The sequence below is a fragment of the Nocardia sp. NPDC004260 genome, from assembly GCF_053603155.1.
The window spans coordinates 1-12,377 of the sequence record NZ_JBSGEZ010000120.1 but is presented as its reverse complement, the minus strand read 5'-3'; the positions used below and the strand labels follow the sequence as shown (position 1 = coordinate 12,377).

The window sequence follows — 12,377 nt, the reverse complement described above, 5'->3', positions numbered from 1 at the left end:
GATCAGGCTGCCCTCAGCTCCACCGACCTGCTACGACAGAACGGCGGCTAAGGTCTCTCACCTCCACTCGAATCACAGCGCCTCACGGCGCAAACCGAAAGTGGGACAGAGCCGTTGTATTTACAGTCCCCCCAGGCCCTTGACAGCGCGACTGCGAGAGGTAGCCGGTTTCCGCAGGTCAGGATGTGGTGTTTCGATCCTGTCCTACGGCGGTCGACCGGGCTCGGACCGGTCGCGGCGCCCCCTAGCACGACAGTTGTAGTTCGTTACCTGTAGATGTTGTACGCTGGAAGATGTTGTGCCGCAGGATATTGCGGTGTGGCGGTCGAGTGTGGACGATGTGTTCGCCCGCGTTGCGGGGGTGTTCGGGCGGGCGGAGCCGCGGGGGTGGGCGAGGGTGTATGTGACGGGGTTGCTGGCGCCGGTGGAGCGGAAGAACTCCTGGCAGTTGGCTGAGGCGGCTGGGGCGGTGAGTCCCGATGGATGCCAGCATCTGCTGAATCGGGCGCGGTGAAGTGCCGATGAAGTGCGTGATCGGGTCCGCGCCTATGTGGTCGAGGCGCTGGCTTCGCCGGATGGGGTGCTGGTGGTCGATGAGACGAGATTTGTGAAGAAGGGACTGCGCTCGGCCGGGGTGCAGCGGCAGTATTCGGGCACCGCGGGCAGGATCGAGAACTGTCAACTGGGTGTGTTCCTTGCCTATGCTGGTCGCTCGGGCCGGGCGTTGATCGACCGTGAGTTGTATCTGCCGCAGGCGTGGATCGCAGATCGTGACCGTTGCGTTGACGCCGGTATGCCCGAAAGCCGGTGGAGTCAGGGAGTTTTGACCTAGCCATGGTTGGCCGAGGTGATGATCGGTCGGGCGCTGGCCGCGTGTACGATCGCCGGGTGGGTGACCGCCGATTCCGCCTACGGGCGTGACGGCAGATTCCGGGCGTTCCTGAAGTCCCATCGGATGCCCTATGTGGTAGAAGTCCCGGTCAGGCACACCATCACCGACCTCGATCGCCGCCGCAGTGTCGATACCCTGATCAGCCGCGCCCCGGCCGAAGCATGGCATCGGGTCTCGGCCGGTCCCGGAGTCCGGGGTGAACGCGAATACGACTTCGCCTGGGCCACGCTGCCTGCCTTCTATGACGTCCCGGCCTCGACCACCACCAAGTCCGCAAATACGACGCCTGGTACAGGCAGATCACCCTGGCTACCGCGTGAACACCCAATCGCGTGATCAGCAGCTTTCATAACCTGCCACCGAGGCGTGTCTGACCCCCGCGCTGTGCTGGTGCATCCGCACGATCGTGGAGTCGATCGAGGCCACCCAGTCCAGATCACCAATGGTATCGGCCAGCGCGAGCAGCGCGGTCAACACCCGATCCCATGTCCGCGGTATAGCGCCGATGCCGCTTCCACCGCCTGCCACGGCCCGAACTCCCGCGGCAGGTCCCGCCACGGCGAACTCGTCCGCAACCGGTACAGCATCCCCCCACTACCAGCCGATTGTTGGCGAATTTACGACCCACTCGCCCCTCGGATTTCGGCAACAGCAGCTCCAGCAACTCCCACCGCTTGTCCGTCAACACCTGATACCGATCAACCACCACCCTCGACACAGCGGACATGATCCACCACCGAGACAACCCGAACACCCTGTTCGGCCGATTGGGAGACACAACCCAGCGCCCGTCCCCACCGGTCCGACGAACATACCCTCACGATTAGCCTGCCGGGCGGGTCGATACGGATACTGTCAAGACACATAGGCGACCGCCTGAGCACGTGGATCGGTGCTCACCTCCGCGCTTGCACGACTCGAAGGACGAGGGTTCGGGAAAACGCCTACTCCGGAGGCCTGGCGTCGCCAAAACGACAGACCGCATCGGTCATCGGTGTACGCCGAGCGGGTCGCGGCTCCCCAGCCAGTGCGTATCTGCCTGTGCCTGTCGCAACACCCGCGTCAGCGCACCTGCAGCGCTGCGCTTTTCCCAAAATCTACAGATGCCCGATCTTGGCCGCCGAGCCACTTGCGCCGCGATAGCTCAATCTATCCGCGAACACAATCTACCCGCATTACCAATCTTCCCACCGGCCGATGGTCAACTCACCACCCTGGCGGGATATTACATTATCAACCTTCCTGGGCGCGGCACTCGGACAATGTAGCCGACGAAATCAAATCCTGAACGCGACGCCAAGAGTCGATGATGTTGCTCACCGGATCATATACCACCAGGGGTGAGCGCAGTCCTTCGCCGGCTACGGCGCTGTCCAACCGGCCCCGTTGGTGCATACGGCGGCAGGATGGCACCTATGGCACATCGAGCCAGCGGACTCGCCACTCATAGGGAAATCCCTGATATGCGGACTCAAGTTGCGTAAGTAAGCTGTAGTGCCAGTGGGTAGCGCTCAAGTCTGCCACCGATCGCGTTGATCGGTGGCAGCGGTAACGTGCCCTGGCCAAGCAAAGCCGAAGAGAAGCAGAGATAATCGATACTTGTTAATCGTGCATGATAAAACGTGCCCGTTTCTTTATGCTATCGGGTTTAGGAAGAGACAGCAAGGGCTCGGAAAACAGTGGCCACGCGGCAATGTATCAGATTTCGCAAGAACCGGGGTCCTACTAGAGCGGGAAACCCTCAGCGGCAACCTTTTTGGAATTGTATCGCACCATTCGAGGCATGGTGTCGTATCGGGCGTTGCACCGTCAGCATGCTACGTGAGAACTACGACTCCGGCTGCGAATGGGAGGTGGGATATGACCGAGCGGCTCGAGCTCGACACCGTTGAAGTGTCGCGGCTGGCAGGGGAATACATGGCGCTGGCCGATGAAACCATGGCGTCGTTGCGGGAGCTGGAAGTTCGCCTCGATGGGGAGGGGGCGCCATGGGGAGACGACACAGTCGGCCGCACTTTCGCCAAGTCTTATTCCCCCGCGCTGCATCAGTTGCTCGACGGGTTGCACACAGTGGCGCAAAGCATTCACATGCATGGCGAAAGCCTGAATGGATTCACGGAATCTCTTACTCGTGTGGACAGCACCAGCGGAGCCTCGATACGTGGCGCCGCAGACTCGGTCAGCGCCTCACAGTCCACCAGATCGACCCCGAGCTCGATTGCCACGACGCCGACTTCGGACTTGTCCGCAGCCATGACCCCGCCCTCGATTTCGGCTAGTTGGGGTGCGGATCCCTCTGCATCGCAGTCGGTGTCCTCCATACCATCGACTTTCGCATCCGCGTCGGCGCCACAGACGGAGGTTCGAACTCCGCAGTCGCCGTCAGCTACCCAACAGCCACAGTCACTCACCCAACCGTCCCAGTCACTATCTCAGCGATCACAGCCCCCAATCCAACCAGCCCCCGTTCGGACCCTGCCGTCCCCGCAACAGAATTCACTGCATCAGCAGTCCCCACAGCAACGCGCTCCGATCACTGCAGGTCCCGCCAGGTCTGGCGAGCGATCGACGAACGCAGCCGCCACGCCTGGGCGCACGGGAGGACCAACTGTGTTGCCGCCGCAGACTTCCGGCGTATCCGGCCCCGGAACACAGCAGCAGCGACCCGGCGTCTCAACCGGCGAGGAGGATTCATCACCGCGCGGTGGGTCCGACAGGAAAGGCCGCGCCTCCGCACCTCAAACCGGGCCGTCGCGATCAAGGAACGCGCGTAGGCCCGACATCATCCGGCCTCTGGTCGAGAGCCATGGGATCGAGCTCCGTGGATTCGATGATCCTGAGATCGATGAAGCCGTCCTCTCCGAGGTTGTCGCTGCACTCGACGATGTGCTTCCTGTGTATCCAGCGATAGACCTTCGTGAGTTGGCGATTTCGGAGCTGCCGGACGGCGAGGTGTCCACAATGATGTGGAATTGGACGCCCGAACCGGACGGCCCGCGTCTCTACACGGCGCGCATCGTGCTGGCCGCAGCGGCCGCACGTGATCCACAGCAGCTGGCACACCGGGTGCGCAGGGCCGTCGAATCGAACGAACTGGTGCTTGGTTCCGAAGAGCGGCCGGTCTATTCGACGGTTGTCCGAGAACTGGGCCGCGCCCTCGACGTGGCGGGTGGCTTCCGTGCCCGCCAGCGGGCGCAACGTGTATTGCTGGCGGAGTTTCTGCTTACTGCCGAGAAGCGCAAAGGTTTACGAGCCGCACTCGATTCCTACCGCATATGGCGGAGTCGTTTGGGCGGTTGCGCCTTCTACGGTCGACGTCTGCACCCTGGACTCGCACTTGCCGAGGCTTTTACCGATGTCCACCTCCACGGTGGCGTAGCCTCCGCGCCGGCTCGGGCGCTGCACCGACTGCTTGTGGAGACCGCGACACAGTGGTGATTGGACACCAAAGCCATCAACAGTCGTGAGCGGGTGCGTGCGGATCGATCACCCGCGCCGTTACCTGTAGGGATCTCGAGCCGGGCAGATCTCGTCTGCTACGGACGACAGTAGGGAGCGAAGCGCATTGCGGTTCGAGGGGCTCTCGCGGCGTGAGTTGTGCGCTGCGTTCGACGATGCACTCGCCTCGGCGTTGGAGGGGCGAGACCTTGTGCTCGACGCGGGCTTCGGTCCCGATGCCGAGAAGGGGTTGATCGATGTCGCTTTCGCCCGGGGTGATGTCGGTCAGGACTCGATCGCCAAGCTGCGCGATGCCTTCGTCAGGGAGTTGGCACTGCAGCCCACGTCTGTGTCGCCCTATAGCGAGGTGGTGAGGCCGGTTTTGACCCGGATGGCGCACTGCTCGCTGATGCAGTGGCACGGGGCTCACGCAGATCCACCGGACGCCGGGGTGGTCCACGATCATCGTCTTCAGCGCCGGACTTGGCTGGCGTGGTTGTTCGCACGCGACTCCGGCCATTTCGACCTTTCCGCGCTACATTCCACCCTCACAAGCCGGGCATCGGAACTCGGTCCGCCCGACGTTCTGGACGCTGGCACTCTTGCAGCGATTTTCGACCATGACATTCTGCCAGAGACCTTCCCTCCGATCAGGCCCCAGAACCAGCCGAGCGCACTGTTGTTATGCCGCTCATCGTCGACTTATCCGCTACCGGCTCTGCGACTTGCGTTCGAGCGTGGCTGTGTCGCAGTTGATCCCGATGTGCTGACCGCTTATCATCCGCGCGCTGCGCTGTCAGTGGACGCGGGGGTACTGCATGACACCTTGCTGTGGACGGTGATGGCGATCCGGTATGCGGTGGAGCGCCGGGGGGATGTCGTGGTGCAGACGGCAGCCGACATGCCGCAGCAGATCAACGATCTAGCTGAGTTGTTCGCAAATTCTGGTTATCGAGTGGTGTTGCGTAGGGGCGATGACGAGTCGTTCGTCTGGCCGGTGGAGTTGGGTGATGACGGGTGACGATCGAAATTCCGGCGGATATTCCGCAGTGGGCAGTCGTGGCCGCGGCGGGGGAGAAGTTCCCCCGTATGGACGAAGTCGGTATGGATGCGGTGCATACGCTTCTTGTGGAGGCTGTGCAGAGATCCGAGCGTGCGGTGTCGGATTTCGACCGGCTGCTGTACCAGCTGGAACGTTGTGGCGAAAGCCAAGCGGTCAGTGCGGCGGTGCGTTCGGGTCGGGAAATACGGCAGGTGTGGGGTGCGCTGGCCACGGGCTTGGGCAGTCTGGCGGCGCATGTCGAGCAGGCCAGGGACGACGGTGTGTTCACCAAGGTGGTCATCATCACCGCGCTGAGTCAGTTGGTTGCGCAGGTGTGGATGGCGGTGTTGTTTCCTCCTGGCGCTGTGGCGGCGGATGTGGAGGCGTACGGGGCGGCGCGGTTGGCGGTGCGGGAGGCGATCGAGTGGCTGGTCGCTCGGTTGGGTGGGCGCGGGGTGAAGTTGGTGGTGCTGGCCGGGGCGGCGCAGGGCGCTGTGCCGAACTTGGTGGCGCAGCTGTACCAGATGTCCAAGGGAGATCGAGAGGGCATCGATCTCGCGTCTTTGGGAACCAATATGGTGGCTGGTGGTGTCGGTGGGCTGGCCGGGCACGGGTTGGCGAAAGGTCTGATGCCGGCGCTGAACCGCGTCGAGCAGCGTTATGTGGCGAACCTTCCGAAGGCTTGGCTGCAGAAGGCCGCGCGCGGCGGCGAGGTCTTGACGGTGATGGGGGCGGCCGGCGCGGCGGGTGGTGTGGCCGGATCAGTCGCGGCGAGTGTCGTGTCGGGTCAGGGGTTGTCGCTGGCGCACGTCCTCAGCGCTGCGGGTGGCGGCATGTCCGGCTCGGTGATCGGCGGCGCGGTGCACGCCTTGCGGCCTGCCCACTCCCCTGCCGGGACAGAGACTGGCGCCCGGTTGGGCGGCAGTGACGATTTCAGCACGAATCCGCAGATCGAGCGGGCCTGGAAGAACGCCGTCCAGGCACAGCGTGCCGCGCTGGATCGACCTGCGACAGTGGCGTCTGAACCTGTGGCAGCGGCGCTGACCGACGCTGCGCAATCTACCGCCGGCTCGGATCCCGCGCTGAGGTCGACAGCGACCGCTGCAGCTGCATCCGAACACCCGCCGGTCGCGCAGGCGGGCGCGCAAGCCCGCCCGAATACTGGTGGCGGGTCGTCGAGCGACCCACATGAACTGTCGCAGAACGATTCCCTCGAGGGCGCGCGCGACCACAACACGGGACGCGATCGCATCCCTCCCGTGTCCGTGCCCCGCACCGACAACGTCACACCCCGCGTCGGTAGGACCGGTACCGGTGCTTCGGTCGCACAGCCGCACCCAGATGTACCTGCCACGACCACCCACGCGGCTGCTTCCGCGTCTACCCGTGTCTGGGCCCCGGCGACGCATCCAGGTTCTTCGACCCTAGCGTCCGATGCGATGCCGGCCGCCGCGCAGCAGACAAAGAGCGGTGCGCCGGTAGTCGCTGGTGCGATCACAGGCGACCGTGCCCCAGCCAACCCACATCAATCCTCAACGATCTCGGGGTCACCGGAGTCTCGCGCGGCCAGCTCTGAGACAGTGCCGGGAGGAGTCGAGCCTGCGGACGGCACGCGGTTGCAGCCGCAGGATGCGGCCGACGGCGGCGCGGCGCCTGACAGAGACGCCCAGCTCCGCGGCGTCGACCATGTCTTCGGGGATCGGGATCTCGATGTCGAAGGGCCCAATGGTAGGCAGGCGACCCCTGCCGAGGAACGGCTGAATTCTGCCGCCGAGGAGATTCTGTCGGATTATCACGCCCGCTGCGGTGAGCTGGTCCCGGAGACGATGCGGCTGGACGACATGTCTGAGGAGGTGCTGCGGTTCGGCTTGCTGCACGGTAATGAACACGACTCGCTGCTGGCGGCGATCGAGACTGTCCGGCGCCATACCGGCAAGTTGCTGTACCGGGAACAGTTGATGGGCGTACTGGCCATGCGTGATGGGTTGATCCCCGAGATGGCCCCCGGCAGCGGCAAGACACTCACAGCGGCGGTCCACAACGTGTGGACAGCGATACACCGCGGACCCACACTGCTGGTCACCAGCTCCGATCCGCTGGCTTATGAAGCCTTCGCCGAGAACACAGCGATATTCGGCGAGTCCGGCGTGAAGTTCCTGCGGATAGACCCCGACCGGCCCGTCCCGGCGCCACAGCCTGGAGAACCGACGGTCTACATCGCCACACAGGACGCGCTCGGATTCGCCGAACTCCGCGGCCACTTGGATGAAATCTCGTTCACGACTGCGACGATCGACGAGATCGACGCGGCGCTGTTCTACATGAACCCGACCTATGTGATCAGCGACGGCGCTGTGCACCCGGCGAGCACCCCCACAGCACAGGCGATCGCCGCGGCCCGCGATTTCGTCGACCATGCGTTCGCCTCCAAATCACTGACCGAGGCCGACTTCGGCCGCAACCCGGCGCTACCCCGCTCCGCGGCCCGGTTGACCGGCGAGGGCGTGACGAAGGCACAGCGGCTGTGGAAAGGCCGGATGACCGAGGACGACGTGCGGCGGATCAACGCCGCCGCCGCGGTCGCGCTGGGCGACTTCGTCGAAGGCGATCACTTCCTCATGCACGACGGCCGCCCCGTCATCATCGATCAGTTCTCGCACAAGGTGATGCGAGATCCCCGCACCGCGACCGAAAGCCGCTGGCACGACATCGCGCCCGCGATCGAAGCCGCGATGGCGAAGAAATACGACGCCGCCGGACTCGAACACACCATCACGATCCACGGCAACTCGGAGACCTCGAAAAGCACCACCCTCCGTGAGGTACTACAGCGGCGGGTCCAATCGCTCACCGGCACCTCCGGCACCGTCATGAACGTCGCCGACACCATCTCGACGGTGTACGGCACCGGCGAGGCTGTCGCCATCCCCCGCACCAAACAACATCGCCTCCAATACAGTGACGCGCTCTTCCTGCACGATCAACACGAGAAGCAGGCCGCGCTCATCGGCAATGTCCTGCACACACTGCACACGGACAATCTGCCGCAACTGGTGCTCACACACCGCAACAGTGATGTCGCCAGAATCGCCGCCGCACTGCAGGGCCACCTACCCCCCGAGTCGATCCGCGCGGTCGATGCGAAATGGATCCTCGACCAAGGAATCCACTGGGAGCAGCGGCTACACGAGATCGTCGACACTGCCGGCGAAGCCGGAAAGATCACCATCATCAACATGCAGGGCGCCCGCGGCAACGACTACAAAGTCCACGACGACGTCGCCGACGCCGGCGGTATGGTCGCCCACCTCTACGGATACTCTCCGGTATCCAGAGACGTCGACGCCCAGGCCGAAAACCGCGTCGCCCGCAACGGCCAACGCGGCCGCGTCTACCACTACTCCGCCTCCGACGACGCCCTGTTCAACCACCCGAACGCACAGCTGGTCATCACCCACTACCGCGACACCGCCACCGCCTACCACAACGACCCCAGCGACCACCACCGAACCGCTCTCGACCATGCCGGCAACCAGATGCACGGCCTGGTATCCGCCCTGCAGCAGCAATCCCTCGAACGACTGAAAACCCAATTCCTGCAGCTCAACACCACCGCGCTCATCAACCCACAAGGCCCCATCGACACCACAGGGCCCGCGGCTACCACTCCCGGAAACACCCGGACGCCAATAGCGCCCGCACCGGAGCCAGCAACGACGAACAGCCACCACCAGACCCCCCAACCCGACATGCTCCCCGGCCACAGCGACAGCGAGCACCCGCCGCGGCACACCACACACGACACCACGACGATCCCTGCGCCCGAACACACCAGCGCAGCCGACCCCGACATCGCCGCATTGCCGCGCCAGCCACCACCCACCACCCACCAGTTGCTGGCGCAGGTCCTGCACGACATGGCGCACCTCAACCTGACAGCGCTGCAACCCAGCCCAGTATGGGATTCGATCCCTGAGCATCCGGAAACGGTCGGCGGACACCAAAGCCGCGCACCGGCCACGGCAGACCCCACCGACCCAGCCCAGGCTCTTACCACCCTCGACCCGCCGGAGACACAGTCACACCACCAGCCTCCACCCGATCAACATGCGCAAAGCGCCGTGGCGCTACCGCCCACGACCGAACCGTCACCGCATGGCCACGCGACTCCCGAGCACGTGGCAGACCACTCCAGCGAAACAGGCCTCCAAAACCCCGTCGAGCAGATTGATCCCCTCACAGGCACGACGCCGTGGTCGCCTGCGACCGGACACAGCAAGCGTAGATCTCAAGGATCGACGTCCCGATCTCGCCCCGCGCCGACCCGATCACCAACGCGGTGGGCAAGGCGGACCGCGCCGCTCACAACACCGTGGTCGAAGAGGCCCGCCGGGGTACCGGCGGTCAGCCGCCACGATACATCGGTGTTCGACGTGCCGGGACTCATGAGGCGCCAGGAGGTAGAGATGGCGCTGTGGCAGGCCGAGCAAGCACCAGACGACGCCGCAGAAGTCTCCAAATTGCGGTCAGCAGCGAAGGTTCTCGATCGGGCGGCCGCGCCGCAACTGGCGCGGCTGCTGGACGCTGCCGCCGCGGGTGAGGTGAGTCCACCAATCCGTTCGGACACACCGGCACTGGACGACACGGCGTGCGCGATGGTGACAGCGCTGCAATTGCGCGATCTGCAGACGACACTGGGCAACAAACGGGTCACAGGAATTCCCCGGGTGCGACCAGGTGAGACGCATGTCGATCCGTCTGCGTGGTCGTGGGTGCTCGGCGGACACGGCGAACCTTTACCCGGCGGTGGCCAGGCAGGTCATCAGCAGGTAGAAAAGTTTCTGTTCGGCCTACACGAGGACGAGCCAGGACCCGCGGGCGCGACACAGCGCGCGAACCATCACGGCCGCAGCGCGGTGGTCATGGACAAGCTCGGCCCCGACTCGGCGCACACATACCTCGTCGTCAACTGGCGCGGCACACCACTGGTGGTCGATCCCTACCGTTACGAACGTCCCGTCCGGTTCGACCCCCGCAACGCCGGATCCGTCCAAGCGGTCAGTGTGGTGAAATTGGAGGCCGACGGCGCGCCGATCTCCCCCATCGTCACCGAACTGACAGACGAACTGCCCGAGGCTGGCAGGCGCGGCACTACAGTCGACGCGCAGGACCAGCCCGAAGACGTCTTCACCCGCAGGGACTGGATGCCCGCCGTCGCCGGCATCGACAAACATGCGCACGTCCCCACGTTCGATGAATTGTGGCAACGGCATTTCGGGGCTGTATTGGCGGAGGCGGCACGGTCGTATACCGATACCGCGCTGGTGTATGCCCTGGTCTATGAAGTCCGGGAGTTGGCCCGCAAACGTATGCCGCTGCGTGACCACTCCTCCGATCCGGCCGCATGGCTGACCGGGCTGGCGATGGAGGTGGCAAGCAACCCCGTGGACTGGGCAGGTCGTGCGCGCCACGGGCTGCTGTCGGCGCTCGACAAGGCCGAGCGCGCCGTGCTCGAACCGCATTTGGCGGATGCGAACGCGGCAGTTCTGGCGCGTGTGGTAGACGGAATGAGCCCGGGCCGCCGCCAGGTGGTGGATCTGCTGTCCAGACAGCCGGAGTCGCTGCGGCAAAAGGGGTTCGACGACGAGGTGGTACTCGACACGGTTAGGGCCGTGGTCGGCGCGATCGCCAACGCTGAAATGATCAGTCCATCGGCCGCCGTTACCACACCTGAGAGAGCCTTTTCCTTTTCTGATCAGACGCTCGAAGAGCAGCAAGTGCTACAGCGATTGCGGCTCGGGAAGCCGATTCCCGAATCCGAACGCCCGGCGTTGGCGAGCGCTTTGGCGAAAGTGCGTGGATCTGTGCGGGGGAACGCTGCGCTGCGGCGGCGAGCCGAAGCCTACCTCCTCGACCCCGGTGAACGTGTCCTGGCCGGCGATCCCGCAACCGTATCGGTCCCAAGGGATTGGCTACCCACCTGGTTTTCCGAGTCAGGGTCCACCAGGATGGTCCCGGGCCCCCCGGCTGTGGCGGTAGTGTCGGCCCTACGGTCTGCCATAGATGGCCTCCCCCAGGATCAGGCCGATTACCTGCGGATGCGGCTCGCGGGCCTCGCCTCGCGCGAGGTCCTCGCGATCATGGGTTTCACCGCAGCACAGGCGTCCGAGTTCCACCATGTTGTGATGTCGAAGGTCGCCACACCGTTCGTTCGGGCGGCACTTACATCAGACCCGGATTTGATCATACGCGGGGGACAATTGTTGGCACCCGAATGCTGGCCACTGGTTAAACAGATATTCTCCGGGCAGCGCGAGGTACCCGAGGCGGAGCTGGAGCGGTGGTGGGACAGGAAGCCACGGGTCGGCAATGACGTGAACATGGTGCTCGACCTCCTTGGGACAGCTTGCCTGGCTGAATGGGCTCCTGTGGTGGCTGTGGCCGAGGGCGTCGGACCGGACACGACCACAGCGCTGCGGACCCTCGCCTCCCTCTTGAATCCCAGGCAAGTGAAACTGCTCCGGTTGATGCTATGGCTGCCCGACAAACACCTGCGGGGATACGGCTCGGCCCATGAACTGGTAGACGAAGTGTTCGCCCCCGAGCAGCAACGGGCACTCAGCTATGTCATGCGTGATGAATACCGACGGGGCATTGGTTTCGGCGGCCCCGAGCTGATGGCGATACCACGCGTCGTAGCCCTCGGGGGGCCTCCGGGAAAAGGTTATTCACCTGTCTTCCGGCGCACCGGTATCGAAGGCCCGAAGCAAGTTCCGCGGCCCGCCATCGAGGGCCCCGAGTTCATCCGGGTATGGCGGTTCCACAACGGCACTCCCGAAGCGCAGCAGCCAGCCCTGTTCCGAGCCGACCCCGAGGAATTCAAACGCCAGGTTCAGCGCATGCAGAATGATCCGGAGTATGCCATCAGTCGGGTCGCGCAACACATGTGGGACAGCAGCGCGGGTCCGTCGCCCTTCGTGTCCGTGAGCCACGCGCTGGCCGATC

At 64.4% G+C, this 12,377-nt stretch carries 7 protein-coding genes and 1 pseudogene; 5 read left to right on the top strand and 3 right to left on the bottom strand.

All coding sequences use genetic code 11. The features are described 5' to 3' along the window. The first annotated feature begins 526 nt into the window (after positions 1 to 526). Together ACWEO7_RS35965 and ACWEO7_RS35960 are read left to right on the top strand one after the other, a co-directional pair. Positions 527 to 832: a transposase gene (locus tag ACWEO7_RS35965; protein ID WP_452429902.1), complete on the top strand. Its 306-nt coding sequence runs from the start codon at positions 527 to 529 to the stop codon at positions 830 to 832. A gap of 60 nt (positions 833 to 892) precedes the next feature. Further along, positions 893 to 1,228 (top strand): hypothetical protein, encoded by a 336-nt coding sequence (locus tag ACWEO7_RS35960; protein WP_452429900.1) that lies wholly within the window; start codon positions 893 to 895, stop codon positions 1,226 to 1,228. On the opposite strand, the gene ACWEO7_RS35955 is transcribed toward ACWEO7_RS35960, so the two are convergent. The 3 genes from ACWEO7_RS35955 to ACWEO7_RS35945 all read right to left on the bottom strand — a co-directional run bounded on the left by ACWEO7_RS35955 (position 1,229) and on the right by ACWEO7_RS35945 (position 3,213). Next, a complete protein-coding gene (locus ACWEO7_RS35955; RefSeq protein ID WP_452429899.1) occupies positions 1,229 to 1,366 on the bottom strand; it encodes a hypothetical protein in 138 nt (45 codons plus the stop codon). It abuts the gene before it with no gap. Continuing rightward, on the bottom strand, positions 1,363 to 1,479 hold the full coding sequence (locus tag ACWEO7_RS35950) for a transposase (protein ID WP_452429897.1): 117 nt from the start codon (positions 1,477 to 1,479) through the stop codon (positions 1,363 to 1,365). Before ACWEO7_RS35950 ends, ACWEO7_RS35955 begins: the two co-directional genes overlap by 4 nt. 1,497 nt (positions 1,480 to 2,976) lie before the next feature. Beyond that, the gene (locus ACWEO7_RS35945; protein WP_452429896.1) at positions 2,977 to 3,213 is read right to left on the bottom strand and encodes a hypothetical protein; all 237 of its coding nucleotides are present in this window, start codon (positions 3,211 to 3,213) and stop codon (positions 2,977 to 2,979) included. A 601-nt stretch (positions 3,214 to 3,814) separates the two neighbouring features. On the opposite strand from ACWEO7_RS35945, the gene ACWEO7_RS35940 reads away from it, so the two are divergent. From ACWEO7_RS35940 to ACWEO7_RS35930, 3 genes and pseudogenes are all read left to right on the top strand, one after another. After that, a complete protein-coding gene (locus ACWEO7_RS35940) occupies positions 3,815 to 4,330 on the top strand; it encodes a hypothetical protein (protein ID WP_452429895.1) in 516 nt (171 codons plus the stop codon). 127 nt (positions 4,331 to 4,457) lie between these two features. Then, the gene (locus ACWEO7_RS35935) at positions 4,458 to 5,351 is read left to right on the top strand and encodes a zeta toxin family protein (protein ID WP_452429893.1); all 894 of its coding nucleotides are present in this window, start codon (positions 4,458 to 4,460) and stop codon (positions 5,349 to 5,351) included. Next, positions 5,348 to 12,377: pseudogene (locus tag ACWEO7_RS35930) on the top strand (hypothetical protein); the annotation flags it as partial. The gene ACWEO7_RS35935 and the pseudogene ACWEO7_RS35930, both read left to right, overlap by 4 nt.

Coding starts and splice junctions, on each gene's coding strand:
- ACWEO7_RS35950 (WP_452429897.1), bottom strand. CDS start 1,479: ATGCTGTACCGGTTGCGGACGAGTTCGCCGTGGCGGGACCTGCCGCGG.
- ACWEO7_RS35945 (WP_452429896.1), bottom strand. CDS start 3,213: ATGGAGGACACCGACTGCGATGCAGAGGGATCCGCACCCCAACTAGCC.